Origin of the sequence: Delftia sp. DLF01, from assembly GCF_014852125.1 — a bacterium.
GTDB lineage: Bacteria > Pseudomonadota > Gammaproteobacteria > Burkholderiales > Burkholderiaceae_C > Comamonas > Comamonas acidovorans.
In genome coordinates this window covers 126,289-142,325 of sequence record NZ_JACVAZ010000005.1, presented here as the reverse complement: position 1 = coordinate 142,325, position 16,037 = coordinate 126,289, and the positions used below count along the sequence as shown (strand labels likewise).

At 66.0% G+C, this 16,037-nt stretch carries 9 protein-coding genes; 5 read left to right on the top strand and 4 right to left on the bottom strand.

What is annotated here, in order from left to right:
* Positions 1-32: 32 nt before the first annotated feature.
* Entirely contained in the window at positions 33-2,207 is a 2,175-nt protein-coding gene (gene dinG, locus IB269_RS24360) for an ATP-dependent DNA helicase DinG (RefSeq protein ID WP_192368548.1), read from the bottom strand.
* A gap of 803 nt (positions 2,208-3,010) precedes the next feature.
* Between dinG and IB269_RS24355 the strand changes: the two genes are divergently transcribed.
* From IB269_RS24355 to IB269_RS24335, 5 genes are all read left to right on the top strand, one after another.
* Positions 3,011-4,159 (top strand): efflux RND transporter periplasmic adaptor subunit, encoded by a 1,149-nt coding sequence (locus IB269_RS24355; RefSeq protein ID WP_012201959.1) that lies wholly within the window; start codon positions 3,011-3,013, stop codon positions 4,157-4,159.
* 21 nt (positions 4,160-4,180) lie between these two features.
* On the top strand, positions 4,181-7,294 hold the full coding sequence (locus tag IB269_RS24350) for an efflux RND transporter permease subunit (RefSeq protein ID WP_192368547.1): 3,114 nt from the start codon (positions 4,181-4,183) through the stop codon (positions 7,292-7,294).
* Positions 7,295-7,526: 232 nt separating this feature from the next.
* Entirely contained in the window at positions 7,527-8,732 is a 1,206-nt protein-coding gene (locus tag IB269_RS24345) for a TolC family protein (RefSeq protein WP_232245679.1), read from the top strand.
* 231 nt (positions 8,733-8,963) lie between these two features.
* On the top strand, positions 8,964-9,668 hold the full coding sequence (locus IB269_RS24340) for a response regulator transcription factor (RefSeq protein WP_017407046.1): 705 nt from the start codon (positions 8,964-8,966) through the stop codon (positions 9,666-9,668).
* A gap of 4 nt (positions 9,669-9,672) precedes the next feature.
* Complete coding sequence (locus IB269_RS24335; RefSeq protein ID WP_013799933.1) at positions 9,673-11,073, top strand: sensor histidine kinase; 1,401 nt, start codon at positions 9,673-9,675, stop codon at positions 11,071-11,073.
* A 7-nt stretch (positions 11,074-11,080) separates the two neighbouring features.
* Here IB269_RS24335 and IB269_RS24330 read toward each other — a convergent pair whose 3' ends face one another.
* From IB269_RS24330 to IB269_RS24320, 3 genes are read right to left on the bottom strand one after another with little or no spacing between them, the layout of a single operon-like run.
* The gene (locus IB269_RS24330) at positions 11,081-11,479 is read right to left on the bottom strand and encodes a YkgJ family cysteine cluster protein (protein WP_013799932.1); all 399 of its coding nucleotides are present in this window, start codon (positions 11,477-11,479) and stop codon (positions 11,081-11,083) included.
* A gap of 48 nt (positions 11,480-11,527) precedes the next feature.
* Positions 11,528-12,730 carry a Wadjet anti-phage system protein JetD domain-containing protein gene (locus IB269_RS24325; protein ID WP_192368546.1) on the bottom strand — a complete coding sequence of 401 codons (1,203 nt, stop codon included), beginning with the start codon at positions 12,728-12,730 and terminating at the stop codon, positions 11,528-11,530.
* Entirely contained in the window at positions 12,727-16,035 is a 3,309-nt protein-coding gene (locus tag IB269_RS24320; RefSeq protein WP_225614285.1) for an ATP-binding protein, read from the bottom strand. Before IB269_RS24320 ends, IB269_RS24325 begins: the two co-directional genes overlap by 4 nt.
* Positions 16,036-16,037: the final 2 nt, after the last annotated feature.

Genomic DNA, 16,037 nt, shown 5'->3' with positions numbered 1-16,037 from the left:
CTGTTTTTCGCATGCTTTCCACAGGGTCCGGCTCAGCGTGCCGGGCGGCGCTGCAAGGCAAAGGGCGGCAGGCCCTTGAGCAGCTGCTGGCCATAGCTGGTGTTCACCAGGCGCCGGTCATAGCAATACACATGGGCCTGGTCTTCCTCGGTGCGTATGGCGCGGCCCACCCACTGGGCCAGGCGGATCGCCGTGGCCGGCACCACCAGCTCATTGAAGGGGTTGCGGCCGCTGCTGCGCAGCCATTCGGCCCGGGCCTCGCCCACGGGGTCATCGGGCGGGGCAAAGGGCAGCTTGGTGATGAACAGGGACTCGCACAGCGCGCCGGGCAGGTCCAGGCCCTCGCCGAAGGACTGCATGCCGAAGATGATGGACGGCTCGCCCATCTCCACGGCATCGCGGTGGCGGGCCAGCAGCAGGGCGCGGGGCATGGCCGTCTGCACCAGCACCTGCGAGCGCATGGCCGTGGACAGCGCATCGACCGCCAGGCGCATCTGCTCGCGCGAGGTGAACAGCACCAGGGCGCCGGCCTGCACCTGGGACAGGTCGCCCAGCAGCGCGTCCACCATCTCCTGGGTGAAGCGGGCGGCCTCCTTGGGGTCGGCCACGGTTTCGCGCGCCACCAGGGTGCCCTGGCGCGCGTAGTCGAAGGGGCTGGGCACTTCCAGCGTGGTCACGGCCGCATCGTCGTGCAGGCCTGCCTCGCGCAAAAAGAAGTCGAATTGTCCACAGCTGGTCAGGGTGGCCGACGTGAGCACGGCACCGCGCACCTGGGACCACAGATGGTGGCGCAGCGTGGCACCGGGCAGGATGGGGCTGGCATGGGCCTTGACCACGATGTACTCGCCATCTGTCTCCAACGTAAACCATTTCGCATTGGGAACGCGGCTACTGTCGTCATCCTGCGCTGGCTGCTGCATCAGCAACTGGGCCGTGTCATAGACGGATTCCAGGCGGGGAGCCAGTGCGCCAACCTGTGCATAAGCTGTAGACAGCCTGCGTGCTTCCTCTGGATTGTCCTTGATGGCGGCGCGCAGTGCCTTGGAGATGGCACGCAGCGCATCCAGAAAGCTGTTGGCATGGTGAGCGGCCTTGCCCAGAGGCTCCAGCAGGGGCTCGGGCAGCATGCCGCGCGGTGCGCGCACCCGCGCCGGCCCCCAGCTGTCCTTTTGCGACTTGAGCGTATCGCCGTACAGCTCCATCACCAGGCGCGCCAGTTCCTGCAGCTGCTGGCGCAGCTGGCTGGCATGGGCTGGAAGGTCTGCCAGTTCTTCGACCTCGACCATAGTGTTCACGCGCAGGGCGCGGCTGGTCAGCTTGTCTATCCAGCCCAGGCGGCTCAGGTCCATCTCGCCGGCGAATTGGCCCAGCGCCGTGGCGGGCAGATGGTGGGCTTCGTCCAGCACCAGCAGGCAGTTGTCCAGCTCGGGCAGCAGCCGCGCACCCAGGGAGGACAGCAGCAGATCGTGGTTGGCCACGATGACCTGGGCGGCCACCAGGTCCTTGCGGCGCTCGTAGTAGACGCAGTTGCTGAAGGCCGGGCAGTGCTTGCCGGTGCAGGACGAGGATTCGGCCGCCACGGGGCTCCAGGCCTCGGCCTCGGGCGGGGTCTCCAGAGAGTCGCGGTCGCCGTCCCAGGCCTGGGACGCCAGCGCGTTGGCCATGCTTTTGTAGAACTGCATGCGCGCCTCCAGCTCCTGGGCCGGGCGTGCCACGCGGCTTTGGGCCTGCGCCTTTTCTTCGGCGAACAGATCGTCCAGATCCTCGTCCTGGGCCTCGCCGGTGCTGGCCAGCCGCTCCAGCTTGAGCTTGCAGACAAAGCGGCCCCGCCCCTTGGCCAGCGCGAATTTGAAGGGCTGCTCCAGCTGCTGGGCCAGCGCGGGTAGATCCTTGTTCACCAGCTGTTCCTGCAGGGCGACGGTGGCCGTGGAAATCAGCACCCGGGTGCCGCGCGCCAGCGCCATCGAAATGGCGGGAATGCTGTACGCCAGCGATTTGCCCACCCCCGTTCCGGCCTGCACCACGGCAATGGACCGGGTGGGCTCCGGTGCGCCCTCATCGATTTTTCCCAGCTGGGCCTGGCTGAAGGTCTGCGCGATCTGGGCTGCCATTTTTCGCTGCCCCTCACGATTTCGGAACCCTGGGATGGCCCCGACCACGTCATCAAAGGATTTCAGGGCCTGATCAGCCCATTTTTTTTCATGCATTTCGGCGTGTTTTGACCAAATGGATCATCTTGGTCCATCTGTTTATAAAGATTCGTACAGTGATATGTATTAAATAAGATGCGAAATCTTATGAAATACAGCGCACAAAGCGCGTTTTTCGTATGCCGTACAGCCTACAAGCTGCCCGTCATATGGATCACTGAACCCGCCAATCGCATGTGTGCACAGGTGGGTATCGGTCACCGGGATGGACATCTGTCCACCGGCTGTTCCTGGATTGTTCCCATGGCCGTTGATGACCATGCGCGTGGCTGCATCCACAGTCTTGCCCACAGCGGCCAGGGCGTTCGGCCTGTGATCAATCCTGTGTGCATGTTGTTGGCATGCTTGTGGATTGATTGGGTGATTGTCGCCATTCACCGTTGATTTGCAACGGATTTTTCATGGGTTCAGTTTCCCCGCGATTTACAGAGGATGGTGGAAGTTGTCACCACTGTGGAAAACAGGGCCTGTGCAGATCTTTGGCTTTGCAAAGCACGTTTTTCCCCGGGATATCCACAGGTCTGCGACCGCTGCAGCCGCTGCGGCTGGGGCCTTGGTGCACCGCCAGGCGGCAGGTCCGCGGCGGCGCAGCGGATCGCGCTGGATCTCGAAAAAGCGCAGGCGATCCCTGCCAGGGATCAGCCCTGGGCGCCGGCCCAGGTACGCGAATGTCTTACCAAACGGTAATGAAGGCTTCACGCACGCAGGAAGATGCGTTTTCTAGCATCTGTTTCATCTCAGGAGACAAGGGTCGGCTCGCTGCAGTCCCTGCGCTCCAGGCATGGATTGAAGGGGCAAGAATGATCAAGACATTTGCGGGCCTGCCCAAGGCAGCCCGGTTTCCGGCGGCATCGGCATGCGCTGTCATCGCCGTGGCCTGCCTTGTGGCGGGCTGCGATGCATCCAAGGCATCGGCACAGAACGAACCTGCCGCGCAGGCGCCCGCGCCGGCCGGCGTGGTGCGGGTCAAGCCCGAGTCGCTGAAGATGCTGGACATCGCCGTGGTGGCCGATCCGCAGGGCACGCAAATGGCCTGGGCGCCCGCGCGTGTGGCCTTTGCCGAGGACCGCGTGGCCACTGTCTCGGTGCCGCTGGCCGCGCGCGTGGTGTCGGTTCGTGCCCACGTGGGTGACATCGTCAAGGCCGGCGACGAGCTGGCCACCCTGGTCAGCCCCGAGGCGCTGCGCGTGCGCTACGAGGTGGAAGCTGCCCGCAGCGCGCATGACGTGGCAACCGTGGAAGTGCGGCGCCAGCAGACCATGGTGGACAAGGGCGTGGGCGTGGAAGTGGATCTGCGTGCGGCCCAGGCCAAGCTGCGCGAGTCGGCCCAGGAGCTGGCGCGTGCCCAGGGCACGTCGGCGCTGCTGGGGCAAGGCGGTGGCGACCGGCTGGTGCTGCGTGCGCCGCGCGCCGGCGTGGTGGCCGAGCGCAAGGCCGTGGTCGGCGCCTCCGTCGAGCCCAGCGGCGAGCTGTTCCTGATCGGAGATCCCGCCGCCATGAACGTGGTGGCCGATGTCTTTGAAAGCGATCTGCCCGGCATCCGCCTGGGCAGTGCCGTGCAGGTCGATGTGCCGCAGCTGCCCAAGCCCCTGACCGGCACGGTGCGCCACCTGGGCGCCACGCTGGACAAGGAGTCGCGCCGCGCCTCCGTCATCGTGCAGCTCGATGCGCAAAACCCCGTGCTGCGTTCCGGCATGCAGGCGCGCGTGGGCCTGCAGGTCTCCAACGAGCACGAGATGCTGATCCCCGTGACGGCCGTGCTCATCAAGGATGAAAGCCGCAGCATCGTCTTCGTGCAGACCGGCGAGCAGCAGTTCGAGGCCCGCACCGTGGTGCTGGGCCGGCCCTCGCGCGGCATGGTGCCCGTGGTGTCGGGCCTGAAGTCGGGTGAAAAGATCGTCGTGCGCGGTGGCCTGCTGCTCGACGGCGCAGCCAGCCAGCTGCTCTGATCGCGGCCAGGAGACTCATCAATGCTGCGTTCCCTGATAGCGTTTGTGGTGCACCGGCGGCTCGTCGCCCTGTGTGCCACCCTGATCATCGCCATCTATGGCGTGTATTCATACCTGCACACGGCCATCGAGGCCTATCCCGATGTGACCAATGTGCAGGTCGGCGTGATTGCCCAGGCGCCGGGCCTGGCCCCCGAGGAGGTGGAGCGCCAGATCACCCAGCCGCTGGAGCGCGAGCTCAACGGCACGCCGGGCCTGGTGTCGCTGCGCTCGGAGAGCTACTTCGGCCTGGCCATGATCAACCTCGTCTTCAATGACGATGCCGACAGCTTCCATGCGCGCGCCGAGGTGTCGCAGCGCCTGCCCCAGGCCAATCTGCCCGACGGCGTCACGCCCGAGATGGCGCCCGACTACACGCCGCTGGGCAAGATCTTCTACTACCGCCTGAAGAGCGACCGCCACACGCTGGCACAGCTGCGCACCGAGCAGGAATGGCGCGTGGTCCGCACCCTCAAGCAGGTGCAGGGCGTGGCCGACGTGGTCAGCATCGGCGGCTTCGTCAAGGAGTACCACGTCGAGGTGGATCCCGAGAAGCTGTATGCGCTGGGCCTGTCGCTGGAAGACGTGAGCGATGCCCTGTCCAAGTCCAACCGCAACGTGGGCGGCGGCCTGATGCGCCGCGGCGAGCAGTCGCTGATCATCCGCGGCATCGGCCTGCTGCGCACACCGCAGGAGATCCAGGGCGTGGTGGTGGCCATGCGCGGCAGCGCGCCCGTGACCATTGGCGACGTGGCGCGCGTGGTGCAGTCGCATACGCCGCGCCAGGGCTCGGTGGGCATGGACGATGCCGACGACGTGGTCCAGGGCATCGTGCTGCTCAAGCGCGGCGAGAACCCCTCGGTGGTGCTGGACCAGATCCATGCCAAGGTGGCCGCGCTCAATGACGGCGGCCTGCCCGAGGGCATGCACATGGAGACCAACTACGACCGCTCCGACCTGGTCGGCCACACGCTGGGCACGGTGCAGCACAACCTGCTGTTCGGCGCCACGCTGATCGTGGGCGTGCTGTGGCTGTTCCTGCGCAGTCTGCGCGGCTCGCTGATCGTGGCCACGGTGATCCCGCTGTCGCTGCTGGTGGCCTTCATCGGCCTGCACCTGCTGGGCATGCCGGCCAACCTGATCTCCATGGGCGCCATCGACTTCGGCATCATGGTGGACGGCGCCGTGGTGCTGGCCGAGAACATCATCCGCAACGCCCGCCTGCGCAAGCCGCAGACGCAGGCGGACATGCGCCACATCATCATCGACTCGGCCGTGGCCGTGGCCAAGCCCACGCTGTTCGCCATGGCCATCGTGATCGCGGCGCTGATCCCCGTGTTCTCGCTGGAAAGCATCGAGGGCCGCATCTTCCGTCCGCTGGCCATGACCTACAGCTTCGCGCTGCTGGGCGCCCTGGTCTTCGCCATGGGCCTGGTGCCGGCGCTGTGCGCGCTGTTCCTCAAGCCCCAGCACGTGATGGTGGAAGAGCCCAAGATCTTCGACCGCGCGCACCACGGCTACCAGCACTGGATCGGCACCCTGCTGGGTGCCGGGCGCCGCCGCGTCATCGTCATCGTCGGCTCGCTCGCCATCCTGGTGGCGGCCGGCCTGTCGGCGGCCTGGCTGGGCACGGAATTCCTGCCCGAGCTCGATGAAGGCGATGCCTATGTGCTGGTGCAGATGCCCGCATCGATCTCGCTGGAAAAGGGCCAGGAAGTGCTGCGCGACGTGCGCCTGCGCCTGAAGACCTTCCCCGAGGTGATCACCGTCACTACCGAGCAGGGCCGGCCCGAGTCCGGCACCGACAACGAGACGCTGAACCTGGCCAAGGTGCTGGTGCGCCTGAAGGGCCACGGCGAATGGCGCAAGGGCCTGACCAAGCCCCAGCTCATCGAGCAGATGCGCGCCACGCTGGGCGAGATTCCGGGCGTGTCGTTCAACTTCGCCCAGCCCATCCGCGACAGCGTGGAGGAATCGACGTCCGGCGCGCGTGGCCAGGTGGTGCTCAAGGTCTTCGGCCCCGACATTCCGCAGCTGCGCTCCATCCTGCAGCAGACCGTGGACCTGGTGAAGGACATCGACGGCGTGGTCGATCTGGGCCTGTACCGCGATGCGCCTGCACCCCAGGTCCACGTGGAGTTCGACCGCCAGTCGCTGGCGCGCCAGGGCATTGCCATGGAGACCGCGCAAAAGACGCTGGAGGCGGCGCTGGCCGGCAACATCTCCACCACCCTGTGGGAGGGCGAGTACCCCGTGCCCGTGCGCGTGCGCCTGCCCTATGTGGACCGCATGGACGAGGAGCGCATCCGCAACATCGCCATCCCCCTGCCCAATGGCGCTGCGGGCGGCTCGGTGCCGCTGCACTCGGTGGGCCAGGTGGCCATCAAGATCGGCAACTCCTCCATCTTCCGCGAAGGCAATGCGCGCTACATGGCGCTCAAGTTCAACGTGGAAGGCCGCGACATCGGCTCCGTGGTCAAGGACACGCTGGCCACGTTCAAGAAGAACGTGAAGATCCCCGAGGGCTACCAGGCCGTCTGGGGCGGCGAGTGGGAGAACCAGCAGCGCGCGGCCGCACGCCTGAAGATCGTGGTGCCGCTGTCGCTGATCATCGTCTACGCCCTGCTGTTCGGCGCGCTGGGCCAGGCGCGCAGCGCCGGCATCATCTTGCTGTGCGCGCCCTTCACCATGGTGGGCGGCATCGCGGCCCTGCACTTTGCGGGCATCGAGCTGTCCATCAGCGCGGCCATCGGCTTCATCGCGCTGCTGGGACAGGTGGCGCTGGCCGGCCTGCTGGTGATCTCGGCCGTGGAGGAGCTGCGACGGCAGGGCATGCCCATGATGCAGGCCCTGGTCGAGGGCGCTGCCGAGCGCATGCGCTCCATCGTGCTCGTGGCGCTGCTGGCGCTGCTGGGCCTGCTGCCCATGGCGCTGTCCACGGGCGTGGGCAGCGAGACGCAAAAGCCCTTCGCCTCCGTGATCGTGGGCGGCATGGTGGTGCTGCCCCTGGTGGCCCTGGTGCTGCTGCCCGTGCTCTATGCGCTGCTGGGCCCCAAGAACATGTTGACGCAGGAAGAACTCGATGAAAAAGAGTAAGCACCCCCTGAGCGGCTGCGCCGCTTCCCCCTCTCTCGCTTCGCGGGAGGGGGACGACGCCATCGCCGCGAGGCGGCTCTTGCTTGGCGTCTCTGATTTGGGCCGTGCCGGTTTTGCGGGTCGTTCACCTTATCGGGCCCTGTTTGTGGCTGTGGCGCTGTGCTGGGGGGCGGGTTCTGCGCTTGCGCAGCAGGCTGTGCCCGCTGTGCCCGCTGTACCGGGCGGGACGGCTGTGCCGGCCATCACTGCGGCGCCTGCCTCCGAGGTGGCTCCGGCGGCGGCGCCGCAGCAGCCGGTGGGGATGCAGGAGTATCTGCAGATGGTGGTGCGCAACCAGCCCCAGCTGGCGGCGCAGCGGCTGCAGATCGGGATTGCGCAGGCTGACAGCCGCACGGCGGCGGCGTTTCCCAATCCCACGGCGTCGTACAGCAGCAAGCCGGGCGAGAAGCAGTGGGGCATCGAGCAGCCGCTGCCCATCTTCGGCCAGCGGCGTTTGCGCATGGAGAACGCGCGCAAGGGCGAGACAGCGGCGCGTGCCAATGTCGAGGTGGCCGTGGCCACCACGCTCAACGATGCAGCCACGGCCTTCATCGACCTGCTGATGACGCAGCAGCGCCTGAAGGTCTGGGAAGAGGCGCAGGAGTCGCTGAACGGCGCAGGCAATATCGTGCGCGGCCAGATCGAGGCCGGCGCGCGCAGCCGCTATGACGGCGCGCGCCTGAGCCTGCAGCAGGCCCAGATGGCCATGCAGGTCAGCCAGGCCCAGTCGGACTGGCAGGACGCCGCCTCGCACGCCGCCGCCCTGGCCGCCCTGCCCCAATGGGCGCCGCGCGCCACGGGCAGCCTGCAGGCCGTGCCCGTGGGCCAACTGCTGCACGAGCAGGAGCTCTGGGAGGCCGCGCGCCAGCGCCTGCCGGCCCTGGTCGCTGCCCAGGCCGAGCTGGACCAGCTGCGCCACAAGGTCGAGCTGGAACGCCGCGAAGCCCTGCCCACGCCCAGCGTGAGCGTGGCGCGCGTGCGCAACCGCCTTGACGGCAACTACAACCAGATCGGCGTGTCGGTGGAGCTGCCGCTGTTCGATCGCCGCGAAGGCCCCATCGCCCGAGCCCAGGTGGAGGCCGAACAGGCCCAGCTGCGCTACGACGCCGCGCTGATCGAGGCGCGTACCGAGCTGCAGCGCGCCATCAAGCAACTGAAGCTGCGCCGCGATGCCGTGCGCGCCTACGAAAAGCAGGGCCTGGCGCAGATCGCGCCGCTCAACCAGATGGCCCAGGACGCCTACAAGCTGGGTCAGGGCTCCATCCTGGAGCTGATCGATTCGCTGGGATCGATCAACGAGCACCGCCTGGAGCACCTGGACCTGGTCAAGGAAATGATGCTGGCCGAGTGGCAGGTGCGCGTGGCCAGCGGCGATCTGCCGATGTGGGCGGCGCCCTGAGGCGCTTGACGCCCTTCCCCTCCTGCTGTGCGGGAGGGGCGGTCGGACCCTGGGTGGCACCCCCCGGTGTGCCTGGTCCGGATCACGCCAGTTTCATGCGGTGCGATGCCGCGCAGCGCAGCCCAAGGCTGAAAAGAGGTGGTAAACATGCCGGCACCCCCACCGATATCGGCGGAGTCTGGCGCGCCGTATAGTGTCTGCCTCAGTTTCGAGTCAGGCCCTGCCGCCCGCATGTACCGCTATCTCATCATCGAAGACGACGCGCTGAACGCGCGCTACATCGCCGAAGGCCTGCGCCAGCAGGGTGCGCAGGTGGCGGTGTGCAGCGATGGTGTGCAGGGCATCGCCATGGCCGTGGGCGAGAGCTGGGATGTGATCATCCTCGACCGCATGCTGCCCAACGGCTTCGACGGCCTGCAGATCCTGCAGACGCTGCGCTCCATGGGCAAGCAGACGCCGGTGCTGGTGCTCAGCGCCCTGTCGGCCACGGACGAGCGCGTGCGCGGCCTCAAGGCCGGCTGCGATGACTACCTGACCAAGCCCTTTGCCTTCTCCGAACTCTCGGCGCGCCTGGAGGCCCTGGTGCGCCGCGCCCAGATCCCGGCCCCTGCGCGCGAGATGCGCCTGGCCGACCTGCGGCTGAACCTGCTCACGCGCAGCGCCGAGCGCGCGGGCCAGCCGCTGGCCCTGCAGCCGCGCGAGTTCCGCCTGCTGGCCTTTCTGATGCAGCATGCGCACCAGATCGTCACGCGCACCATGCTGCTGGAGTCGGTGTGGGACTACCGGTTCGACCCGCAGACCAATGTCATCGACGTGCACATCAGCCGCCTGCGCGGCAAGGTGGACAAGGGCTTCGAGCCCGCGCTGATCCACACCGTGCGCGGCGTGGGCTACAGCCTGTCGGACCGGCCGCAGGACCTGCCGCAGGTGGCCTGACCCGATGTCGCTGGCCAAGCCCTGGAGCTCCACGGCCTTCCGGCTGGCGCTGACCTACGGCGTGCTGCTGGTGCTGACCATGTCCATCGTGCTGTCGGTGTTCTACGTGCAGACCGTGGGCGTGCTGCGCATGCGCATGGACCGGCAGGCCGAGAACCACATGCGCCGCCTGGTCGAGCACCGCGACAAGTACGGCGAGCCCGCGCTGGAGGCCGAGATCCAGCAGACCCTGCTGGACGGCGTCAACACCGATACCGAAATCCTCATCCTCATGGATGGCGACGGCAATCCCATCATCGGCAACGCCGACGTGGTGCCCGCACGCCGCCTGACGGAGATGGGCGTGCGCGATCTCAAGGTGCGGCGCAACGGCCGCATCATCGCGGGCCGCGTGGCCGTGGCCCAGCTGTCCGACGGCAAGCTGCTGGCCGTGGGCAGCGACATGCAGGTGCAAAGCGATGTGGAGGAACTGTTCGGCCGCGCCAGCCTGCTGGCCGGCCTGGTGGCCCTGGGCATGGCCGTGCTGGGCGCTGGGGCCTTCCGGCGCGTGGTGGAAGAGCGTGCCGCCGACATCCGCAGCACCATGGCGCGCGTGGCCACGGGCGACCTGCGCCAGCGCATCCCGGTCACGCGCCGCGACGATGAGTTCACGCTGCTCAACCGCGACATCAACACCATGCTGGACCGGCTGGAACTGCTGATGGACGGCATACGCCATGTCTCCAACACCATCGCCCACAACCTGCGCACGCCGCTGACGCGCATCCTGCTGCGCCTGCGCAATGCCCAGCAGGCCACGCCCGAGGAAAAGAACGAGACGCTGGCGCTGGTGGCCCAGGAAGTGGCCGAGCTGGGTGTGGTCTTCGACAAGCTGCTGCAGATCGCCGAAGTGGAAAGCGGCGCCAGCCGCAAGAACTTCGCGCCCGTGGACCTGCGTGCCCTGCTGGTCGACGTGGTGGAGTTCTACGAACCGCTGGTCGAGGACGCAGGCGGCGTGCTGCGCCTGGAGGTCGAGGGCACGCCCATGGCGCTGGGTGACGGCGACCTGCTGGCCAGCGCTGTGGCCAACCTCGTGGACAACGCCATCAAGTACGGATCACTGCCCGACAGCGACCACGGCGCCGACATGCTGCTGCGCGCGGGCGTGGCCCACGAGCACGGCATGGACGGCGGCGCCTGGGGCGTGGAAATCATCGTGCAGGACCGCGGCCCCGGCGTGGATGCGCAGACGCGCGAGAAGATGAGCACCCGCTTTTACCGCGCCGAATCGGACCGCGAAGGCTACGGCCTGGGCCTGGCCAGCGTGCTGGCCATCGTGCAGTTGCACGGCGGCAAGCTGGGCTTCGAGAACATGCATCCGGGCCTGCAGGCAAGGATCTGGCTGCCCGGGTTGCCCACGGCCTGAAGCCGTTTCAGCGGTCCTTGTGACCGTAGGCGCAAAAGCCGGGCTTGGGCCCCTTCTTGGGGTGCAGGCGACAGGTTTCGGGTCGCTTGTCGTATACCGTGCAGCGCCGCGACTTGGCATCCAGGAAATTGCAGTCCCCGCTGGCGCGCCGCGCCATGGTGAAGATGTTGTGCTTGGGGTTGTAGTGGTCGATCAAGCGCATCTTCATCAGCCGCTTGGCGATGAGCTTGGGCTCCACGTTGTCCACCTCGAACGGATCCACCAGTTCCAGCCGCACCAGATCGGGCAGCTGCACCTCCAGCGGCATGGTGCAGCAGTTGGCCGCACAGCTGTCGCACATGCCGGGCTTGTATTTGCTCCAGGAGTCGAGGCGGTCGACGTCGACGATGCTGATGGGGGATCTCATGGGGTGCGCATTGTGCACCGTTGCGGCATCTGGAAGTTGTGCAGGGCCTTAGGTTGCCGGTAAATCCTGGGGCATCGAGAAGCCCAGCCAGTTTTCAACGGCCTGCAACACCGCCGCACGCGGCAGGAATTCCTGTTCCAGGCGGCCTTTCTCCAGCGTGCGCAGGTGCTGGTCCAGCGCGGCTTCGTCGGGCCTCAGTGCGTCGGGTGGCGGGGTTTCGGCATGCACGGGCTCAGCGACTGCAAGCCTTGAGTGGGCGTGGAAACTGGCCAGATCCATCAACAGCGGGTGCAGATGGGGCAGGTGCCGGCGCGCGCTGGCCAGCATGGCCAGGCCCCACGTGTCCATGTCACCCCAGTAGGCGACGTTGCAGCCCAGCAGCCATGGGGCGTCAAGCCACCCCAGGTTCAGGCCCGCGCCCAGGATGGCGATGGTGTCCGGTATCGGCTTGGGCAGTTGGTGCAGACATCGGTCGTTTTCAATCAGCAAAATGCGTTTTGCTGGCAAGGCCGTGTCATGCAACTCACTGGCTGTGATGCGCATGCGCTTGAATGGCAGCAATCCTTCTGCCAAAGGTGCGACCAGCAGCCAGTGCTCTCCTTCCTGGCTGGCTCCGAGGAAGGAGGCCAGGCCTTGGCGACTGGCTTCGCCCTCAAAGCGTACGTCGAGCAATGCTTTGAGCAGGCTTTCGTGATGTTCGAAGAACTTGCTGTCGTTTCCTGCAATAGCCAAGGCGCGCAGCGGCATTCCCTGCGCGCACCCAGGCTCCAGTTGTGTGGCCATTTGCACGGCTTTCACCACCTGCTCGGCAGGAAGATGCCGCCACAAAGCCAGGCGGCGCACCAGCAGTCGATGGAACATGGGATCCACTTCCGTCAGCACACTGGCCAGCGCTCGGTAGTCTGCGTGAATATCCGTGTGACCCGAGGCTCGCAGGGTGGTGATGGACGTCATCCAGTCGGACGGGCGCTGTAGGATCCAACGCGCGGGAATGTCGATAGGCGATGCGCCACTGCGGTACTGCCGACTGCGCCATTCAACCAGGCCCGGTCCGTGCTCGTGGATGCGCCTCCATTGCTGCAGGTGTTCGCGCAACTGCGCGCCGTCGTGCTGGAAGCTGTGCGCATCTGGCGCACCGATGGCCAGTTGCAAAGGCCATGCGCAGGGGCCGCCTAGCAGGCGCTGTTCACGCCAATTGGCAGACTGCCATTGGTTTGCCAGCAGATTTGCCAGCTGCTGCGGGGATTTCATGGCGCATGCTGCGCACCGGCGCGCAGGTGGGCCCTGTCATGCAGCTCTTGCCAACTGAGCGAAGCCAGCGTGGCTTGCTGGCCTCGGCGGTGCACCACGACCGCTGAGCGGGTGTGATTGCGCAGCAGACGCAGTTCCTTGTTGGGCGTGACGAACAGCGCATGCAGCCCGAATTCGCGCAGCGCCTGAATGATGCGTGCTGCCACCGCCTGCGAGCTTTTGGAGAACGCCTCGTCCAGCACGATGGTGCCGAATACCGGGCGATTGCGTCCCGAGGGACACAGCGCGTAGCTCAGTGAGGCGGTGAGCACATAGCTGGCGATGATTTCCTTTTCCCCTCCGCTGCCGCCTTGCGAGCCGGTGCGCCGCTCCAGCACCTGCCCGTTCGCTCTGTCCAGCACCTGTACGGCGAATTGCAGCCGATAGCGTGCATCCAGCAAGGCCTGCGCGGCCTTGGTGCGGCGATTGGCTGCGTGTTCGCGCAGCAGCTCCACCATGTTGCGCAGCGCCTGGTAGTGGCTGCGGCCTTCGTCATCGCGCAACCGCTCCGAACGCAGCTCGGCCAACGCCTTGTGCAGGTCCTGCAGGCTTTGGTGCAGTACGGGCTGGGGATTGAGTTGCAGGTAGCGGCCGGGCTGGAAATCGACCCGCGCCAGCGTGCGGTTGAGCTCGCCTATGCGTTCGGTGATTTCGGTGACCTGTGTTTCTATGTTGCTGAGCAATGCGTTGACACCTTGCTCGGACGTGGTGTTGAGATAGTCCTGGAAGCGCTGGCGCTTCTCGGGCAGGGCCTCCTCCTCCAGCACGCCAAGCCGTTCCAGGTAGTGGGAAAGAGCTTCGATGTCCTGAGTTTGCTCGGCCAGTGCGCCGCTGTCTTCCCTTTGGGCCTTGCTCATCTGGCGAATGATGTCCTTGTGCAGTTCGGCCAACCTGGTGCGTTGCGTTTGTGACAGCCCATAAACTTCGTTCAGAGTGTGCCGCTCCTGGCTGGCAAGGCGGTCACAGTCGAGCGCGGGCATGCCTCCGGGCAGCAAATTTTCCAGACGGTGGCCCAGTTCGTACACGCCAGCGTCCGGGTCCAGCCGCGCCTTGTACTCTGCCAGCCGCTTTTCGGTGCTGGTGTGCCGCTCTTCGAGTCCGGCGTGCTTGAGCCTGGATTGCAGCAGCACATTGTCCGCATCCTGTCGGTGCTTTTGTGCGTCTGCCCAGCGCTTCTTGGCCTGGGCCGTATCTGACTGAGGATCCAGCAAGGCCTGCAGATGCGACTGCAGTCCTTGCAGCCTGGTCTCGATTGCGGCCGCATCCAGATCTTCAAAACGCAATTCTAGAAGCCTGTGCCACAGGCCCTGCAAGCTGGAGCATTCGGAATGAGTTGCCACTGCCGCCTGCTTTTGTTGATCCAGGGCTTGCCACTGCGCGGACTGCTCGTGCACTTGCCGTTCCAGCTGGGCCAGCCGGTCGCGGTTGTCGAAGCCGGTCATCCAGTCCTGGTCGATGCGCTTGTGGTCCTGCTTGTCGAAATGCAGTGCCTTGCCGGACATCAGTCCCTGCTGTGTCATCGCATGCGGTGTGCGCCGCAGCGCCTCGCTGTTTTCCACGCAGTGCCGGTCAAGATCCGCCAACAACCTGCGCAATGCACTTTGGTATGCGTGCGGCTTGAGGTTGAGCAGGCGGCAAAAGCCATCATCCCAGAATCGAACGGGCTCCTGAGGGTCGCGCACCTCCAGCAGCCGCACGTGCAGGCGGTTGTGGCGCTGGTTCACCCAGTCCAGAGCGGCCTGCATGTCCTGCGGCGGCACCATGATGCGCAACCGCTGGCTGCCGATGGCGCGTTCGATGGCACCGCGCCAAGCCTGCTGGTTCTTCTGGACTTCGATCAGCTCGGCGACGAAGGGCAGGTCCTCGGGCGCACGTTGCAACTGCTGTGCCAGTGCGGCGCGAAACTGCTGGAATTCCGTGGGCAGGTTGGAGCCTGGGCGCAGCCGTACCGCATGGAGTTCGGTCTGCAGCTGCTGAAGCATGCCGTGGGCATTGCGCTCACTGGTGACTGCGTCCTCGGCTGCCGCTAGAAGTTCAGCCTGCCGAGCCTCCAGCTGTTGCAGTGCAGGTTGCGCCTGTTGCTGGTGCTGTGCCAGCAGGGACGCGTTGAGAGAGGCTGTGCCGGCGTCCAGACCCAGATTGCGCGCCAGCTTGCGGTAGCTGGCCAAATGGGCCTGCTTTTGCCCCAGCACCGCTTCCTGCGTGGCGATGCTTTGCTCCAGCAGCTTGATGTCGCCGCCTCCGGAGCGCAGGTAGATTTCCAGCAAGCTCTGCTCATGGGCGCTGGCTTTGTCCAGTGCCGAACTATCGGTGTCTACCTGCTGCTGTTGCCGTTCCAACTGCTCCTGTAGCTGTGCGGCGCGATCGCCCCAAAGTTGCACGCCCTGCGTGGCAAACCATTGCGGCAGCGCCGCCTCGAGTGTGCGCAGTTCCTGCATGTGCAGTTGCTGATCCTGCTCCTGCCTTGCCAGCTCGCGCAGCGGCAACAAAGAAAGGTATTGCCGGTTGGCCAACTCCAGATCCGCATGGATGGAAGCCAGTTGATCAAAGCTGTCGGCAACGGCCAATGCCTCGTCGAACGCCGACTGGTCGTCGAGCACCAGCTCCCGGAAAATTTCATCGATGCTGTTGAGCTGCTTGAGGCCGGCAGCACGGTTGAGCAGCGTGAAGGCATTGGGGCCCACTTCGAAGAAACTTTGCAGACGTGCCAGATACGGGGATTTGCTGGTGAAGATCTGCAGGCCTTCGCAGCCTTTCTCCAGCCTGCCGAGAGCGCGTGCACCACCGCTGTGGTGTTCTTCCAGCCAAAGATCCAGGCTGTGCTGCGGGCCCTGCGCAAAGAGCCATCGCCTTGTCATATCGCTGGCTGACGAGCTGCTGCCGTCGAACCAGAACAAGGCGCCGATAAACACCGATTCGCCATCTGTCCGTACCAGCCGGGCGGCGATGCCGGTCACGCTGCGTCCGCTGCGTGCCAAGTGATCGTTGCCGTCTCCGGAGTGCCCTGGGCCACTGGCGCCGCGCACGTAGGAAACCAGATCCCGGTCGCTTTCATGACCTCCGGTGGAAGCCAGGTTGTAGCGAGGGTTCGCGCACAGCAAGGTCATCAATGCGTCGATCAGCGTGGTCTTGCCGCTGCCTGTGGGGCCGATGATGGCTGTATTGGCGATGTCTATGCCGGCCTGATGGCGACCCCCAAAGGCGCCCCAGTTGTACAGGTCCAGCTCATGCAGGGTGTAGCTGGAAGCCGGTGCCAGGGTTGTCATGT

Excerpts from the sequence above, each read along its gene's own strand:
- IB269_RS24340 (WP_017407046.1), top strand. The coding sequence starts at position 8,964 with ATGTACCGCTATCTCATCATCGAAGACGACGCGCTGAACGCGCGCTAC.
- IB269_RS24330 (WP_013799932.1), bottom strand. The coding sequence starts at position 11,479 with ATGAGATCCCCCATCAGCATCGTCGACGTCGACCGCCTCGACTCCTGG.
- IB269_RS24355 (WP_012201959.1), top strand. The coding sequence starts at position 3,011 with ATGATCAAGACATTTGCGGGCCTGCCCAAGGCAGCCCGGTTTCCGGCG.
- IB269_RS24325 (WP_192368546.1), bottom strand. The coding sequence starts at position 12,730 with ATGAAATCCCCGCAGCAGCTGGCAAATCTGCTGGCAAACCAATGGCAG.
- dinG (WP_192368548.1), bottom strand. The coding sequence starts at position 2,207 with ATGCATGAAAAAAAATGGGCTGATCAGGCCCTGAAATCCTTTGATGAC.
- IB269_RS24350 (WP_192368547.1), top strand. The coding sequence starts at position 4,181 with ATGCTGCGTTCCCTGATAGCGTTTGTGGTGCACCGGCGGCTCGTCGCC.
- IB269_RS24320 (WP_225614285.1), bottom strand. The coding sequence starts at position 16,035 with ATGACAACCCTGGCACCGGCTTCCAGCTACACCCTGCATGAGCTGGAC.
- IB269_RS24335 (WP_013799933.1), top strand. The coding sequence starts at position 9,673 with ATGTCGCTGGCCAAGCCCTGGAGCTCCACGGCCTTCCGGCTGGCGCTG.